Consider the following 17,269-nt stretch of genomic DNA (forward strand, 5'->3'; position numbering starts at 1 on the left):
GTCTCCTTAATCACGGATCTGATAGTGATAACCGAGCCATTGTTTGAATTTTTTAACCGCATGCAAACTGTGGCGCAGTAAGTCTCGCTCGGTACGGTTCAGTTGTTTGGTGTCTAAAATATTGTGATGATGATTGAGTTGCAGTTGTTGGGTGAGTCGCCACTTAATAAATAGTTTTAAGGCTTCGGATAAATTGTCTTTGGTCAGCTCAGCTAAAACGCCTTTTTGTTGCAGTTGCGTTAAGCGTGCAAAGGTGTTGGTGGCTGTAATGCCATGTTCGAGTGCCAAGGTACGAATGCCATGCACTATTGGGAAAATCCCTCCTTGTTTTATATCGAGCCCTTGTTTGTTTTGTTTGACCTGACCGAACAAGGTTAAAGGCACCGCAAAGCCGAGTGCGGGGCGGGCAAATTCCATTAACAATAACGGTTGTTGCTGCATGATGTGTTGTAAGTGGTGCTTGATGGGTGTAAGTAACTGACGATTGCCGGCAACCGCTAAGGCGTCCGCTATAATTGCCAAAGACATGACCGAACGTGCGGTATTGTGATCGGCCCATAAAGATAAACTTTGCTTCCATTCCAATTGAGATTTAACCCAATCAGGGTTGCTGACCATCACTTTACCCTTACACAATGGATAGCCTAGTTGCTGCAAAGTTTGGCTGAAGGTTTCCATCAATGGCGCAAATTGGTGCCAGTGCAGGCCATCTTTAATAATTAACGCATTGTCTTGATCGGTTTTCAGGATTTGTTCGCCGCGACCTTCGGAGCCTAATACCAACAAACAACAATGATCATGTAGGTGTTTTGGCACAATCAGTTCAAAGGCTTTTTCAATAATATGTTCATTAAGAGCGGAAATTAATTCCATCATAAACACAGTGCGAATGCCGTTTTTATGTAAATTATTCACCAGTTCACGTTGTTGATGCGCCGCCAATGCCAACTCTTCAATGCTGGTGGCGTTGGCAATACGCAAGCTTAATACATGTGAGTGGGTTGAAAAGGCAGAAAGCACTTGAGTGAGATCGAGCATGCCGACTGCTTTGCTGCCGCACTTGACCATCAAACGCTTACAACGGTGGCGAGTCATGCGGATCATCGCATCAAACAGATATTCATCCTGTTCAATATCATGTACAGGGTAAGTGGCAATGGGGCTAACTTCGGAGCTTAAAGCATGCCCTTTAAGCGCAATGGCATGTAATAAATCGGTACGAGTAATAATGGCGTAATCGTCAGGGGCAAGCTCAATTAATGCCGCATCACAATTTTGCTGCTGCATCTCTAGGGTCACCTGTTGCAAAGAGGCGTGAGGTGGGAAGATCAATGGCGCTTGGTAAATCTGACTATCGACTTTGGTGAGAATAAATTCCGCTAGGTTTTGTTGCTGATGAGCACTGTCTAACAAAGATTGGCGCTTGGCTAAGTTGCTATCAAAATAAGCTGAAAAATCGGAATTTTTTTGATAAAACTCCTGAAAGACTGCGTGAGGTAATAAATAACACAGCGTATCTTCTAATGCCACATAACGATGTTTGGTTTTGCCATCCAGTTGCGCTCTAACATCAAATAGATCATCAGGGGTGTAATGGGCAAATACCTCTTTCCCTTGAGCGTCGGTTTCTTCTACCGCTCCTTTGATGACGATATGCAGTGTGTCACAAGGTTGGTTCGGCGCTAAAATCGTTTCATATTCGCGGAAATAAGCCACATCCAAATTTTGACGCAAGTGGGTTTGCTCACGCTGGGTTAAGCGATCGAATGGGGTCAGCGTCATATTGAATTTATCGGGCATATACTCTTCTTAATTGAAGCTACAGCTTCGTTGGCTGCGTTCATTCACCCCAATCGTTTAGGTGAACTAAACTCATGGGGCTTCATTTACTTGCCGCCTTGCTGAAACTCCAATTACTTTGAGTATTCTATCTAGGAATAAAATTTTAGTTAGCAAGCCGGTTTATGCTGAGTGTGGCGAAAAAGCCCGTTTATGGCTAGACGACTTTGGTCTATAAGCTTATTTTAATCCCTTGCTAAAGCATCAATTGGATCGAGCTTGGCTGCATTTTGTGCTGGCAAGAACCCGAATAAGACTCCGATCAACGTTGAGCATAAGAAAGCGGCAATAATTGAGTTGGTCGAATAGATCATTTGGAAACCCACGCCACTAGACTGCAAAGCAAAACCAATTAAATAAGCCAAGCCAATCCCGAGTACACCACCGCATAAACACACCAAAACGGCTTCAATTAAAAACTGCCGCAAGATGTCATTTTGCCGAGCACCGACCGCCATGCGTACCCCGATCTCCCGAGTTCGCTCTGTGACGGATACCAACATGATATTCATCACTCCAATGCCGCCGACGATCAATGAGATCACTGCAATAGCTGAAATCAATAACGTCATGGTCGAGGTGGTTTTCTCTATATTTTGTCGAATGGTATCGGTGTTTATGGTGAAAAAATCCTGCGTTCCATGGCGAAGTGCTAATAATGAAATAATACTTTGTTCCGCCGCATCACTGGCGACGTCTTGATTGAGTCGAATGCTGATGCTGCTTAAGTAAGTTTGTCCTAACATGCGTCCAGAGACGGTGGTGTAGGGCACCCAGACATTTAACGTATCACTAAGACCAAAAGCTTGATCTTTCGGCTGAGTCACACCAATGATGCGGACTGGCAATCGACCTAAGAAAATTACTTTGCCAATTGGGTCTGTACCATCAAACAGTTCTTGGCTGGTATTACTATCGATCACTGCTTCTTGGGCCAGTGTTTTGACGCTGTCTTCATCCCAAAATTGCCCTTGATCGAGTTGATAATCATAGACTCTAAAATAGGCTGGGCCGACTCCTTGTACATTGCCGGTGACGGCTTGATTTCCAGCACGAATGGTGACCGAGGTACTCACGCTTGGAGTGACACTATCAATAAAAGGTAAGTTTTCTAGCGCTTTGGCATCGGATGCAGTTAAGGTGCGCACTCGGCCAGATCGTCTGTCGCCAAAGCCTTTGCCGGGTCGAACATCAATAGTGTTGGTACCTAACGAGGAAATATTTTGCAAAATTTGTTGTTGAGTGCCGGAGCCTAATGCCACCACAGATACCACCGAAGCAATACCAATAATAATCCCGAGCATGGTTAAAAAGGTACGTAAACGGTGGCTCGACATCGCAATTAATGCCATTTTGAGTGCTTCATTTATGCGATCAAGCATGGTGACAAAACGATTTTTATTAGCAGCGACTTTGGGTTCTAACTGCTTTTGTTCTATCTGTCGTTGTTGTTTATTGATGTAATCTTGAATGATCACACCATCTTTTAGTTCAATAATACGATCGGCAAATTGCGCGACATCCATATCGTGAGTAACCAAAATAATGGTGTGCCCATCGTGATGAAGTTCTTGTAACAATTGCATCATTTCTTTGCCGCTGTGACTGTCTAATGCGCCCGTAGGTTCATCAGCTAAAATTACATCGCCACCATTCATTAAGGCGCGCGCAACACTGACTCGTTGTTGTTGACCACCACTGAGTTGGCTCGGTTTATGATCCAGTCGAGTGCCTAATCCTAAACGAATGAGTAAATCTTTGGCGCGTTGTTGGCGAGAATGACGATCTTTACCAGCGTAAATAGCCGGAACTTCAACGTTGGCAATCGCATCGAGATCGCCTAATAAATGATAACGTTGAAAAATAAAACCAAAATGTTCGCGGCGCAAAGATGCAAGTTCATCGGCCTCCATTTGAGAAGTGTCTTGCCCATCAATAAAGTATTGCCCTTTCGACGGTTTATCCAAGCAGCCGAGAATGTTCATTAAGGTCGACTTGCCCGAGCCTGAAGCTCCGACAATCGCGACCATTTCACCGCGTTGAATTTCTAAATCAACATTTTTGAGTACGGTAAGATCTTGATCTCCGGCGGCAAAGCAGCGAGAAACGTCGGAAATATGCAATAACGCGTTAGTCATGCTTTATAACCTTACGCGAGATTTACGATCGGACGGAGAGGGGGCTCCTTTGGTCGCAATGCCTACTACTACGTCATCTCCCTCGTGTAATCCGGATAAGATTTGTGCATTAACTTTATTGTTTAACCCAACTTTGACTCTACGATGTTCGACTTTGCCATTGACCAAAACCGGCACTTGGTAGGCTTTGCCTTTTGGTCCTTTCTTTAATACTTGTGATGGGACTAATAAGGTATCTTTGGCTTGATTTAATACGATAGAAACTTGCGCGGTCATGCCAATCCGTAATACTCGCTTAGGGTTTTTGACATCAAATAAACCATTGAAATAAATCGCATCACTATCGGATATGGTGAGGTCGCTATCGTTACCATCCATTAAGGTTGGGCCGGGTTCTATATCTCGTAATGTGGCTCTATACTTTTGATCGGGGCGACCTAAAATAGTGAAGTAGACCGCTTGCCCTGGTTTGACATCAATAACGTCGGCCTCTGAAATTTGAGCTTTAATGGTCATGGTATCGAGTTGAGCCAGTTCAATAATAGTTGGAGTGGTTTGATTGGCGTTGACGGTTTGACCGGTTTCAACTGCGGTATACACCACAGTACCGTTGATCGGGGCATTGATGGTGGTGTAACCAAGATCGACTTTGCCAGTATCGACTTTAATTTTAGCTTGTTGTTTTTCCGCTTCGAGTTGTTTGGATTCGGCTTTATAAACGGCCAGAGTAGCTTGAGCAATATCATAATCGGACTTGGCGCTTGCTCTGGCGGCGAGCATACTTTTTTGTCGATTGAATTCAAGCTGTGCTTGGTAAATTTGTGCGTTTTTAGCTTCAATTTGGGCGTTAATACTATTGAGAGAGGCGAGGGATTCTTTTAGGTTGTTCTGTTGGGTTAAATCGTCAATTTGGGCGATTAAATCACCTTGTTGAACTTCATCGCCTAAATTAACGGCCAGGTTTTTGATTTGTCCTGACACCTGCGCACCGATATTGACGAGCTTAGAGGCTTGCAACATGCCATTGGCTAACACGGTTTGATCGATATCCCCTATATGGGCTTTGACCGTAGCGTAGTTTTGCAGCGGTTCACTGCTTTTTTTGCTGTACCAATAGGCGCTGCCGCAACCTGCGAGCACGATAAGTCCAATCAACCAGTATTTTTTCGGGATTTTTTTCACTGAGATATCCGTTTATGAATGCGACGCCAATTTTGTATGATTTTTAAGTATAAATACAATCAATGTAAATGTAGTGTTTGATTGCGTAAAAAAGCGTAAATTTTAGTATTTTCATGCACTCGTTAACATTTTGTTGATCTGTCTGGTGTGCATTAATTGTTCTTGCTAGGCATAATATTTCTTTTGTGTTTTAGGTCTGCTTTTTTATGTCTAAACCGTCTCCTTTTGCTTGGATTTCTCAATACTTTGGTGGTTTCTTTTTTGCTTATGGCGTGTATTTGCCATTCTGGGCATTATGGTTTGCTGATCAAGGAGTGTCTGCCAGTGATATTGGGTTACTCATCGGCATTGGTTTTGCCACTCGTTGCATTACTAACTTGGTGATCACTCCGCGTTTGCATAAGGTCGAGCATATTATGCCAGCCAAAGCTATGGGCGATGTTAAAGCAATGGCCGGTGATTTAGTTCTTATTTCTGATTGCGTTAATTCAAGGTTCGCACGCGGAGTATTACAGTTTTAGCGCCATTTATTGGAAGCAATTAGGCATCTCTGAAGCGGTAGTCGGCTATCTGTGGAGTCTTTCGGTCGTGTCGGAAGTGCTGATGTTTGCTTTTGGCGGGCGTTTATTTGCCAATTGGAGTCTGCGAGCGATGTTTTTGCTGTCGTCTGTCGGGGTGATTGTACGTTGGAGTGGATTGGCGGTTAGCAGTGAGGTCGGCTTTTTAATCTTGTTCCAATTGTTGCATGGCGTGACGTTTGCGGTGGCGCACTTTGCCACTATCCGTTATATCCAACAAGCGGATGATAACCAAATGGTGCCACTACAAGCCTTGTATAATGCGATTCCATTAGGTGGTGTGATCGCGGCAATGACGGCATTCAGTGGTTGGGGTTTCCAATTATGGGATGGCGGGATTTTCTGGGTGATGGCCGCCATGGGAGTGGTCGCATTGTTTATCAAATTGGATGAACCAAAATCGCTAACCGCTGCACAAATTCCAGTGAAATAGATTGAGGCTTCAGATGTAACACTGCACAATTTAACCTTCATTATATCGAGTTTATATATTCGATAATCCGCATGGATAGCGGGATTTAGACCAATTAGAGACAAGGGAACTGCTATGCAAGGATGGATTGTTATTCCGGTATCGCTCGCCTATTTAGGGGTGCTGTTTTTGATCGCTTGGTATGGCGATCGACAAAAAAACTGGCTATCTAACTGGCGGCCTTGGATTTATAGTCTATCGATTGCGGTCTATTGTACCTCTTGGACTTTTTACGGCACGGTTGGTCAAGCCAGTGCCAATATGTGGTCATTCCTTCCCATTTACCTCGCGCCGATTGTGGTATTCACGCTAGGTTGGCGCATTCTGGCTCGTTTGATTTTAATTACCAAACGCGAGCATATTACCTCGATTGCCGACTTTATTGCCGCGCGATATGGTAAATCTCAAGGCTTAGCCATTACCGTCACTCTTATTGCAGTGGTCGGAATTCTGCCTTATATCGCACTGCAATTACGCGGCATCACCATGGGCTTAGATTTAGTTGCGCCTAATTTAATGGATATACTGGGTTATCAAGACCTGCAAGTGTCTTGGTTTGTGGTTGGGGTGATGGCGGTTTTTACCATTTTATTTGGTACTCGTCATATTGATAATACTGAGCATCATCGCGGCATTATGATGGCGGTGGCATTTGAGTCTCTGGTTAAGCTGGTGGCTTTTTTGCTGGTCGGTGTGTTTGTGGTGGTATTGATCTTCAACTCGCCAGATATTTCACTGCCAACTCTGGCTAAGCAATATTATCAGTCGCCCAATATTCCTACCATTGCGATCCACATGCTGCTGACCATGGCGGCGATCATCTGTTTACCACGTCAATTTCATACCACTATCGTTGAAAATGATCAGGCGCGAGATCTGCATACCGCTCGCCGGGTTTTTCCAATCTATTTATTTTTAATGGGCTTGTTTGTGTTACCGGTGGCGTGGGCGGGGCAATATTTTCTGCCTGGTACTAGCGCTGATGCCTATGTGATTAATTTACCTTTAGGAGTCGATGTCCAAAGCATTGCATTATTAGCGTATTTAGGCGGAACATCCGCGGCCAGCGGCATGGTGATCGTATCCACCATTGCGCTCACAATTATGGTATCGAATGACTTAGTTTGGCCATTATTGTTGCGCCGTATGCGTTTGTCGAATGCCAAGCCGAAGCAAATATCAGGCCTGTTATTGAATGTGCGACGCGGCCTGATTGCGTTGTTGTTGCTGGGGGCGTGGGGCTTTTATCAAGTATTGGATCGAGTCTCATCGTTGTCGGTGATTGGCCTGCTTTCATTTGCAGCGATTGCGCAATTTGCTCCTGCGGTATTGGGCGGAATGTATTGGCGTAAAGGCAACCGCAAAGGGGTATACGTCGGATTATTATTCGGTATGTTGGTGTGGCTTGCGACCTTAATGTTGCAAACTAATATGCTGGCCGGCAGTGAAAAAACCAACTTTTTATTATGGTTATTAAGCCCGCCACAATGGCTACAAAATCTGGATTTGAAAGCGTCAGATTGGGGTATGGCATTAAGCCTTATCGTCAATAGTGTGGCGTATGTATTGGTCTCTTTGCTCACGCGTTCGAGTTTAAGTGAGCGCTTACAAGCCGCTTCGTTTGTTGGAACGCCATTGCCAGAAAGTGAAGATGTTAGCTTGTACCAAAGCCGCGTCAGTGTGGCTGAACTTGAAATGCTCGCTTCGCGCTTCGTTGGACGCAAACGCGCCCGCCACGCGTTTCAATTATTTTGGAAGCAGCAACAACAAACGCTGCAACCGCAACAGCAAGCTTCGGCGCAATTAATTCGCCATACCGAGCGGGTATTGGCGGGGGTGTTTGGTGCGTCATCCTCTCGATTAGTGCTCACTTCTGCCTTGCAAGGGCGCAATATGCAATTGGAAGAAGTCGCCACTATCGTCGATGAAGCTTCCGAGTTGTACGATTTTAGCCGCGGTTTATTACAAGGTGCGATTGAGCATATTAGCCAAGGGATCGCGGTGGTGGATAAACAATTGCGCTTGGTGGCTTGGAATCAACGTTATCTTGAGCAGTTTGATTTTCCTCCTGGCTTAATCCAAGTGGGCCGACCGATCGCCGATGTGATCCGCCATAATGCTGAACAAGGATTATGCGGGCCGGGCGATCCTGAAATACATGTTCGTCGACGGGTTGAGCATTTAGAGCGCGGCACTAAGCACACGTCATCAAGAGTTCGAGAAGATGGTCAAGTAATTGAAGTGCAAGGTAATCCTATGCCAGGTGGTGGGTTTGTGATGAGTTTTTCTGATATCACCGCGTTTCGCCGCGCCGAGCAAGCCTTAAAAGAAGCGAATGAAACGTTAGAAGATCGAGTGCAAGAGCGTACTCGGGCATTAGAAAGCTTAAATACTCAATTAATTACTGCTAATCAAAGTGCCGAGCATGCATCGCAATCCAAAAGCCGCTTATTAGCCGCGGTGAGCCACGATTTAATGCAACCGCTTAATGCCGCTAGGTTGTTTGCTTCATCATTAACCGAAACTGCGCAAGAAGATAACACCAGAAAATTCTCCGCCCATATTGAGAGTGCATTGGGCGCCGCCGAAGATTTGATTGGTGATTTGCTTGATATATCTAGGCTGGAATCTGGCAATGTACCGACCGAAATAAAAGCTTTCGCATTGCGCGAAGTGTTAGATAACCTTGATGCGGAATTTAGTGTGTTATCTGAGCAAAATAAGGTTGAGTTTCATCGTATTCCATCAACATTAGTGGTGAAATCGGATCCCAAATTGCTGCGGCGTATTTTGCAAAACTTATTAACCAATGCATTTCGTTATAGTCAAAAAGAAGCCAGCCAAGCCAAGGTTTTACTTGGAATGCGCCGCATTCAACGTGATGGAAAAAATGCCCAAATAAGAATTGAGGTTTGGGATAACGGTATTGGCATTCCTTATGAGCAGCAAAGTGATATTTTTGAAGAGTTTACTCGGGTCGATCAAAACCGCGCCGACCAAGGTTTAGGGTTAGGCTTGGCCATTGCGCGAGGTATTGCTCGTTTGCTGGGTCATAAAATAGAATTACGCTCTTGGCCAAATAAAGGCACGGTATTTTCGGTAACTCTTGATGCTGCAGAGTTAGAGGAACAAGATGTGATGTCAGCCCCGATAATCCAACATGCACCACTGGCCAATATTAAGGTTTTATGTATTGATAATGAAGCTGAGATATTGCTAGGGATGCAGGCGCTACTGGAACGTTGGGGGTGCGAGGTCAAAACGGCGTTAAACTTACAGCAAACCTTGCAAGCGATGAAGAAAGACTGGTATCCCGAGGTGGTATTCTCTGATTATCATCTTGATAATGGTCGTACAGGGTTAGAAATATTGCAGCATTTGCGTAACCAATTGGGAGATGGCTTTGAAGGTGTTATCATAAGTGCCGACCGCTCTGATGAAGTGAGCCAGGCGATACAAGCTCAGGGTTTTCAGCTGTTAACTAAGCCTGTCAAACCATTAAAATTACGAGCTGTGTTAAATCGATTATAAAAAGAGTATTTATTATGGGTGAGTTTCAAACCAAACAAGGCGTCTTAGTCGAGATTTATCAAGGAATGGTTCGCCTTGCAATGGGCGGTTTAGTGGTTAGTAGTCAGGTTGATAAAGTGCAAGCACTGACGATTCAAAACGCTTATGATGGCGATAATCGTTTCTACCTTGCGGTGGATGAAGCCAATGTGTTTCTGTTTTTAGACAGCTTAAAAGAATTAGAAGACCTTGCCAAAGTGCTAGGTTTGGAAGTACAAAAAGCCTAGTTCCATTACGATGCGATAAATAGATAAATAAATAGCAAAAGCCCGAACCATGATGATTCGGGCTTTGTTGTATTTGATGCTCTAACAACCTATTTTCTTTAAGAGCTGATGCTTAAAAACTTACGTTTAGCTTATGTTTTAAGTGTCTATGTTCTAAGTGCCTATGTTCTAAGTGCCTATGTTTAAGAATTAGGCTTAGTGCATCATATTGTATTAATGATCGTGTGCTTCACCGGCTCCTTTCGGGAAACGGATAGACTCAACCATGTCTTGTACATCTTTTGGTACTTCTGCGGTAAATTTATTCACCACAATCGAGACTACGAAGTTCAAACACATACCAAGCGTACCAATGCCTTCAGGACTAATTCCGAAGAACCAGTTATCCGGCGTGCTTGCGGCTGGGTTAATAAACTTAAAGTAAATAATGTAGGCAGCGGTAAAGATAATACCGACAACCATACCGGCAATCGCGCCTTCCTTGTTCATCTTCTTATAGAAAATACCTAAGATGATGGCAGGGAAGAAGGAGGCGGCGGCAAGTCCGAACGCGAAGGCAACCACCTGTGCCACAAAGCCTGGTGGGTTAATACCTAAGTAACCCGCTCCGACAATAGCAACCGCAGCGGCTATCCGCGCATACATCAGTTCCTCTTTATCGGTCATATTGGGTTTCAAGCCTTTCTTCAACAAGTCATGTGAAATCGAGGTTGAGATAACCAATAATAAACCTGCAGCGGTTGATAGCGCAGCGGCTAAGCCACCGGCAGCCAGTAATGCTACGACCCAGTTTGGCAGTTTCGCCAGTTCAGGAGAAGCTAATACAATGATATCGCGGTTAATGTTCATCTCATTACGTTCATCGCCAGAGTAGAACATCTTGCCATCACCGTTTTTATCTTCCCAAGACACTAACCCTGTGCTTTCCCAGTTCTGATACCAGCTTGGAGCATTTTCTGCCGTAACACCTTTAAGATCAGGGCCATTAATGGTTTCAATCAGGTTAACACGAGCAAATGACGCAACAGCAGGGGCTGTGGTGTAAAGTAGAGAAATAAACAGTAACGCCCAACCGGCTGAAATTCGTGCATCTTTTACGCGAGGAACGGTAAAGAAGCGAATAATAACGTGTGGTAAACCAGCAGTACCCACCATAAGAGCGGCAGTAATAAAGAATACATCAACCGTGCTTTTCGAGCCGTCAATATAGGAATTAAAACCGAGTTCTTGAGTTAAACCTTCAAGTTTATCCATCAAGTAGACATCGGAACCTGAAATGGTTGAACCCATACCTATTTGTGGAAATACGCTGCCTGTCATCATAATGGAAGTGAAAACGGCTGGAACCAGGAACGCAAAAATAAGTACACAGAATTGAGCAACTTGGGTATAGGTAATGCCTTTCATGCCGCCAAGAACCGCATAGAAGAACACAATTGCCATACCAATGATGATACCAAGGTTAATATCCACCTCTAAGAAACGAGAGAATACCACGCCTACACCACGCATTTGACCTGCTACATACGTAAAGGATACGAAGATGGCACAGAAGATAGCCACCATGCGAGCGGTACTTGAGTAGTAACGATCACCAATGAAATCAGGCACAGTAAATTTGCCGAATTTTCGGAGGTATGGGGCTAAACATAATGCCAGCAGTACATAACCGCCAGTCCAACCCATTAGGTAAACCGAACCGTCGTAACCGGCAAATGAGATAATACCCGCCATTGAAATAAATGATGCTGCTGACATCCAATCGGCTGCGGTGGCCATACCATTCGCGACAGGGTGGACACCACCACCTGCAACATAAAACTCACTGGTTGATCCGGCGCGAGCCCAAATGGCGATACCGATATATAAAGTAAAAGTAATACCGACGAGAATAAACGTCCACGTTTGGATTTCCATATCTTATGCTCCCTTAGTCTTCCTGAACGTTGTATTTTTTATCTAACGCATTCATACGCGCTACATACACGAAGATTAGCACCACAAAGGTATAAATCGACCCCTGCTGAGCAAACCAGAACCCTAATTTGAAACCGGCAAATTGGATGGTATTGAGTGCATCGACAAATAAAATGCCAGCACAATAAGACACCACAAACCAAATCGTCAGTAGTGTCGCCATGATCCCTAGATTTTCTTTCCAGTAAGCTTGGGCATGTGTGTCTGATTCAAACGCCATAGCCGCTCTCCTTTTGTTTTGCTTATTGATTCACTACAGATGCAGTGATCGAATTTATTAAATATGGGTGAAGAAATTTGTTAATAAAAAGTTACAACAAAACAATAGCAGTGCTGGGGGAGTGCGGCTTTTCAACTTTAGTCGGGCAATAAAAGGTGAGCTATAAGACGTTGAGGGCATTTTTGTGAAGTGGGTTGGAATAATTTAGCCTAGCTCGAAAAGGAAGCTAGGCTAAGGTCTAATGCTATTAGGCTAAGGTCTAAGGTGTGAAAAGGCAGAATTTTGTGTGTGAGGGGAATTAATTCTGCGTTTCAAGTTGTTGCAATAAGATCACCGCTTGAGTTCGGTTTTTAACATCGAGCTTGCGGAAGATAGCCGTCATGTGCGCTTTAATTGTGGCTTCCGAGACATTAAGCTCATAAGCAATTTGTTTATTTAACAGTCCATCAGATAACATCCCGAGCACTTTATATTGCTGCGGAGTAAGCGCCGCCAGTTTTTGGCTTAAGTTATTGCACGCTTCGTTATTTTGAATAAGGCCTTCAGGAAAGAAAGGGTCGCCATTGAGCACTTGATTAAGCGCGCGATTAAGCTCACGCATATCACTCGACTTTGGTATAAAGCCGAAAGCACCGTGGCTTTTTACTTGGCTCACTACACTCGACTCTTCACTGGCAGAAATGACAACAATCGGCATATCAGGGTATTCCGATCGCAATTGGATCAGGCCCGACATGCCATTCGAACCGGGCATTTTTAAATCTAATAATAATAGATCGGGCTCATCGACTTTTTTAAGTAGTGTGAGCAAGGCGTCGAGTGAATCCGCTTCAAATAAGTTAGCACCACTGATCGCCATGTGAATTGACTGAAATAGTGCATTGCGAAAAAGCGGGTGATCATCGGCGATGACGATATTGTATGTCGAATCCATGACAGACATTCCATTTACTGTTTGTTAACAATAAATTCATTATCTGCGTGTTTATCGCTGCACTCAACTGGCTATGTGCAAAAACCTGAAGCATATCCGACTTTTGTCTATATTTAATACAGAATTGCACCGCCTAGTTGCTAGAATTGTGAGTTGCTAGAGCTAGGGTTGCTAGAAAGTAAAAGTTAATGGTTAGGCGCTAAGCCATTCTTGGTTAAGTGGCTAAGAAAATTGGCCGCATCCATAAACCCAGTAATGCGCGCGCTAGTCACATGCTTGCCTTGCGCATCCCAAAACTCAATCGTCGGCAGGCCAAGCACTTTCATTTTTTCCATTAAGGCAATATCTTGCGGATTAGCATTAGTCACATCGGCTTGTAATAGCACCATGTTTTGCAGCTTGGCGGCCACTTGTGGGTTATGAAAGGTGTATTTCTCAAACTCTTTACATGCCACGCACCAATCGGCGTAATAATCAAACATCACCGGTTTACCCGCTTGTTTTGCCAGTAACAATTGTTGGTCGAGATCTGCCACGGTATGAATGCGAACAAACTCGACTTGCACCTTATCTTGTTGTTGGCTTACGGTATTGCCCAGCGGATTAAAACCAAACGCTTGTAAGCCAGTAATAAAGGCAAGCATTAAACCCAGCATCGCAATAATACTGGTGATGCTTTGTGCCCAAGAGCCGGCTTTAATGAATTGACGGATATGGTATAGCCAAGCAAACGCGACTAACCCCAATCCTGACCAAAGCAATTCAACCCAAAATACTGGCAGAATGCGTTCGAGTAAGAAAATCGGCGCGGCCAGTAAAATAAAGCCAAATAGCATCTTAACTTTATTCATCCATTCACCGGCTTTCGGCAATAGTTTATTACCAAACACCGCCACACAAATCAGTGGGATCCCCATGCCAATCGCCAACGCATACAAGGCAATTGCACCTGTGATTAAATCGCCACTTTGCGCCACATAAAGCAGAGCGCCAGACAGTGGTGCAGTCGTGCAAGGCGAGCACACTAAGCCAGAAATAATGCCCATCGCAAATACCCCGATGAGGTTGCCGCCTTGTTGTTTATTACTTTGTTCATTGAGCCAAGTTTGCATCCGGCTAGGCAGTTGAATGGTGTAAACCCCAAACATCGACATAGCAAGCAGCACAAATAACACACTTAACCCGATCAATACCACAGGAGCTTGTAGCGCCGCTTGAAACTGCACCCCAAGTGAGGCCACCACTAAGCCAAGCAGCATGTAAGTGAGTGCCATACCTTGCACATACACAAACGATAATTTAAACGCTTTGCCAGCCGAAAGTTTGCCGCCACCTAAAACAATGCCAGTTAAAATTGGGTACATTGGCAGCACGCAAGGGGTAAAGGCCAGCCCTATGCCTAATGCTAAAAATAAGAAAGGTGTCCACCAATGTTGTGATAATTGCGCCGCAATACCGGCATCTTCAGAATGATTGGCTGCTGGTTGAGTCGTTACGGGTTGATTTACGACTGCCGGAGTTGATGATGTTTGAGTCGCTGAAGCTTGAGTTTGCTCTGAATGAGCGTTCGCAGTCTGATTATTTGTAGTTTGATTAGTATTCAGTGCATCGAGCGGGATGACGCGGGTTTCGGGTGGATAACAAAATCCAGTGGTGGCACAGCCTTGATATTGCACGATCAGCTGACCTTTATCACCGACTTGTTGTAGTGGGATCTCAACGCTAACGGGTTGTTTAAATACATGCACATCACCAAAAAACTCATCATGGTGAAACTCACCTTCAGGCATGATCGCATCGGCAATTTTTGCGTCTTTAGTGCTAAACGAGAAACGCTCTTTATATAAGTAATAGCCATCTTTGATCTGCCAATCGAGCTTAACCTTATTGCCTTGTTGAATAAAATTAAAAGGGAAAGCTTGGTCAACCGGCACAAAACGATGATCATTCGCGGGCGCTGCAGAAAAGGCGGCTAAAGGTGCATCGACCGAATCAAAATTAGCGGCGAGGCTGGACGTGCTCAGCAATAAGGTGAGTAGGCTGGTAAAAAATAGCGAAACCGCGCGCAAAGAAAACATAAAAGGTAATTATTCCATTAAAAGTGATGTTTTTATTTCATTCGATAATCTATCAACTTGAACATGCCGAAAAACGCTATTCCATCCATGGGCGCTTGAGAAAAGAGCCTCTGCGCTCTTTGTCACTTTTCTTTATGCTCAATATTGAGAGCTCATATTATGACTCAATTAATATTGTTAATGACTCTGACCACAGTTAAGCGAATTGGTTGCCAGTGGTGAGTTTTGATATGGCAAGAAGTATATCAGAAGAGGCGAAGCGGGTTGAATGACAAGTGTGACAAAACGAAAAAAAGGCTTCCTTCTCTATGCTAACGAATGACATCGCAGATAAGAGAAAGGTCGCCTTTTGATTAAGGGAGCGGTTATCTCGCTTAATTAAAGCTGCCACATAACTCGGCAGCTCCGATTAAGGTCGATGAATCTGAAACGGTTACGAGAACTGATTCATGGTGTTGTTTTCACCCGAGGCTTTCAGCGCTTGGTCGCCTGAGAAGTACTCTTTGTGATCATCACCAATGTTTGAACCCGACATATCTTGGTGTTTAACCGAAGCCAAACCTTGACGTAATTCTTTACGCTGAACACCGGCCACATAAGCCAACATGCCTTGCTCACCAAAGTAGTCTTTGGCCAAATTATCCGTTGAAAGCGCCGCTGTATGGTAAGTCGGCAGTGTGATCAAGTGATGGAAAATACCCGCTTGCGCTGCAGCATCACGTTGGAAGCTTTGGATTTTCGCATCCGCTTCTAGTGCCAATTCCGAACCATCGTATACTTGATTCATTAGTTGCGCGCGGTCGTAGGTTGATACGTCCTTGCCGGACTCTGCCCAAACATCAAATACTTGCTGACGGAAGTTAAGCGTCCAGTTAAATGATGGACTGTTGTTGTAAACCAGTTTGGCATTGGGAATAACCTCACGAATACGATTCACCATGCCTGCAATTTGTTCAACATGCGGCTTCTCGGTTTCAATCCACAATAGATCGGCGCCGTTTTGTAGCGAAGTAATACAATCTAGTACCACGCGGTCTTCACCCGTATCCGGCTTGAAGCGAATTAAACCATTGGCTAGGCGAGTAGGTTTGATCACGGCATCACCTTGTTTTAAGACCATATCACCAGATTCAAGCTCAGCGAGAGAAGTGATTTCTACCCCATCAATGTAGGCGTTGTACTGGTCTGAAAGATCGCCTGCCGTTTGAGATACTGGGATTTTTTGGGTTAGCCCCGCGCCCAATGAATCGGTACGCGCCACGATAACCCCATCTTCAACGCCCATTTCTAGGAACGCGTAACGAACCGCATTAATTTTCGCTAGGAAGTCTTCATGTGGCACCGTTACTTTGCCGTCTTGGTGACCACATTGCTTAGCATCCGACACTTGGTTCTCAATTTGAATACAACATGCGCCCGCTTCAATCATCTTCTTGGCCAGTAAATAAGTCGCTTCTTCGTTACCAAAACCGGCATCGATATCGGCAATAATTGGCACTACATGAGTTTCAAAGTTGTCGATTTGCTTTTGTACCGCTTGGATTTTGATGTCATCGCCTGAGTCTTTAGCGGCATCTAACTCTTTAAATAGATGATTTAATTCACGCGCATCGGCTTGTTTTAAGAAGGTGTACAGCTCTTCAATCAGCATAGGTACGGTGGTTTTCTCATGCATGGATTGGTCTGGCAGTGGACCAAACTCAGAGCGCATTGCTGCCACCATCCAACCAGAAAGGTATAAGTAACGACCGCGAGTGGTCTCAAAGTGCTTCTTAATTGAAATCATTTTTTGTTGGCCGATAAAACCATGCCAGCAACCTAAAGACTGAGTGTAATTGGCCGAATCTTTATCATAAGCATCCATGTCTTCGCGCATGATTTTTGCGGTATAACGTGCAATATCTAAACCGGTTTTAAAGCGATTTTGCAGACGCATACGAGCCACATATTCTGGGGTGATGGCACTCCAAGTGCTGCCTTGTTTTTCAATCATAGTCGCAGCATCAGAAAGCTGTTGTTTGTAGCTGTTTTGAGAGGTTGTATTTGGCATAGTG

At 44.5% G+C, this 17,269-nt stretch carries 10 protein-coding genes and 1 pseudogene; 3 read left to right on the forward strand and 8 right to left on the reverse strand.

What is annotated here, in order from left to right; genetic code table 11:
- Nucleotides 1-6 precede the first annotated feature (6 nt).
- The 3 genes from GFB47_RS00695 to GFB47_RS00705 form a co-directional block, all read right to left on the reverse strand.
- The gene (locus GFB47_RS00695) at nt 7-1,800 is read right to left on the reverse strand and encodes a DUF294 nucleotidyltransferase-like domain-containing protein (RefSeq protein WP_153445739.1); all 1,794 of its coding nucleotides are present in this window, start codon (nt 1,798-1,800) and stop codon (nt 7-9) included.
- A 224-nt stretch (nt 1,801-2,024) separates the two neighbouring features.
- Nucleotides 2,025-3,977: a MacB family efflux pump subunit gene (locus GFB47_RS00700; RefSeq protein WP_153445740.1), complete on the reverse strand. Its 1,953-nt coding sequence runs from the start codon at nt 3,975-3,977 to the stop codon at nt 2,025-2,027.
- Nucleotides 3,978-3,980: 3 nt separating this feature from the next.
- Nucleotides 3,981-5,165 (reverse strand): efflux RND transporter periplasmic adaptor subunit, encoded by a 1,185-nt coding sequence (locus GFB47_RS00705; protein WP_218619093.1) that lies wholly within the window; start codon nt 5,163-5,165, stop codon nt 3,981-3,983.
- A gap of 200 nt (nt 5,166-5,365) precedes the next feature.
- Here GFB47_RS00705 and GFB47_RS00710 point away from each other — a divergent pair.
- From GFB47_RS00710 to GFB47_RS00720, 3 genes and pseudogenes are all read left to right on the forward strand, one after another.
- Nucleotides 5,366-6,170, forward strand: a pseudogene (locus GFB47_RS00710) (MFS transporter).
- Nucleotides 6,171-6,284: 114 nt separating this feature from the next.
- Nucleotides 6,285-9,740 carry a hybrid sensor histidine kinase/response regulator gene (locus GFB47_RS00715; RefSeq protein ID WP_153445744.1) on the forward strand — a complete coding sequence of 1,152 codons (3,456 nt, stop codon included), beginning with the start codon at nt 6,285-6,287 and terminating at the stop codon, nt 9,738-9,740.
- Nucleotides 9,741-9,754: 14 nt separating this feature from the next.
- On the forward strand, nt 9,755-10,006 hold the full coding sequence (locus GFB47_RS00720; RefSeq protein WP_153445746.1) for a hypothetical protein: 252 nt from the start codon (nt 9,755-9,757) through the stop codon (nt 10,004-10,006).
- Between the two features lie 213 nt (nt 10,007-10,219).
- Here the strand turns inward: GFB47_RS00720 and GFB47_RS00725 are convergent, their stop codons facing one another.
- The 5 genes from GFB47_RS00725 to GFB47_RS00745 all read right to left on the reverse strand — a co-directional run bounded on the left by GFB47_RS00725 (nt 10,220) and on the right by GFB47_RS00745 (nt 17,265).
- The gene (locus tag GFB47_RS00725) at nt 10,220-11,923 is read right to left on the reverse strand and encodes a sodium:solute symporter family protein (protein ID WP_153445748.1); all 1,704 of its coding nucleotides are present in this window, start codon (nt 11,921-11,923) and stop codon (nt 10,220-10,222) included.
- Between the two features lie 13 nt (nt 11,924-11,936).
- The gene (locus GFB47_RS00730) at nt 11,937-12,203 is read right to left on the reverse strand and encodes a DUF4212 domain-containing protein (protein WP_153445749.1); all 267 of its coding nucleotides are present in this window, start codon (nt 12,201-12,203) and stop codon (nt 11,937-11,939) included.
- Nucleotides 12,204-12,501: 298 nt separating this feature from the next.
- Nucleotides 12,502-13,137 (reverse strand): response regulator transcription factor, encoded by a 636-nt coding sequence (locus GFB47_RS00735; protein ID WP_153445751.1) that lies wholly within the window; start codon nt 13,135-13,137, stop codon nt 12,502-12,504.
- Between the two features lie 185 nt (nt 13,138-13,322).
- Nucleotides 13,323-15,215, reverse strand: a complete 1,893-nt coding sequence (locus tag GFB47_RS00740) for a protein-disulfide reductase DsbD (protein ID WP_153445753.1) — start codon at nt 15,213-15,215, stop codon at nt 13,323-13,325.
- 433 nt (nt 15,216-15,648) lie between these two features.
- A complete protein-coding gene (locus tag GFB47_RS00745) occupies nt 15,649-17,265 on the reverse strand; it encodes an isocitrate lyase (protein ID WP_153445755.1) in 1,617 nt (538 codons plus the stop codon).
- Nucleotides 17,266-17,269 lie beyond the last annotated feature (4 nt).

This window comes from Vibrio algicola, from assembly GCF_009601765.2.
GTDB lineage: Bacteria > Pseudomonadota > Gammaproteobacteria > Enterobacterales > Vibrionaceae > Vibrio > Vibrio algicola.

Excerpts from the sequence above, each read along its gene's own strand:
- GFB47_RS00740 (WP_153445753.1), bottom strand. The coding sequence starts at position 15,215 with ATGTTTTCTTTGCGCGCGGTTTCGCTATTTTTTACCAGCCTACTCACC.
- GFB47_RS00735 (WP_153445751.1), bottom strand. The coding sequence starts at position 13,137 with ATGGATTCGACATACAATATCGTCATCGCCGATGATCACCCGCTTTTT.
- GFB47_RS00700 (WP_153445740.1), bottom strand. The coding sequence starts at position 3,977 with ATGACTAACGCGTTATTGCATATTTCCGACGTTTCTCGCTGCTTTGCC.
- GFB47_RS00730 (WP_153445749.1), bottom strand. The coding sequence starts at position 12,203 with ATGGCGTTTGAATCAGACACACATGCCCAAGCTTACTGGAAAGAAAAT.
- GFB47_RS00745 (WP_153445755.1), bottom strand. The coding sequence starts at position 17,265 with ATGCCAAATACAACCTCTCAAAACAGCTACAAACAACAGCTTTCTGAT.
- GFB47_RS00720 (WP_153445746.1), top strand. The coding sequence starts at position 9,755 with ATGGGTGAGTTTCAAACCAAACAAGGCGTCTTAGTCGAGATTTATCAA.
- GFB47_RS00715 (WP_153445744.1), top strand. The coding sequence starts at position 6,285 with ATGCAAGGATGGATTGTTATTCCGGTATCGCTCGCCTATTTAGGGGTG.
- GFB47_RS00725 (WP_153445748.1), bottom strand. The coding sequence starts at position 11,923 with ATGGAAATCCAAACGTGGACGTTTATTCTCGTCGGTATTACTTTTACT.
- GFB47_RS00695 (WP_153445739.1), bottom strand. The coding sequence starts at position 1,800 with ATGCCCGATAAATTCAATATGACGCTGACCCCATTCGATCGCTTAACC.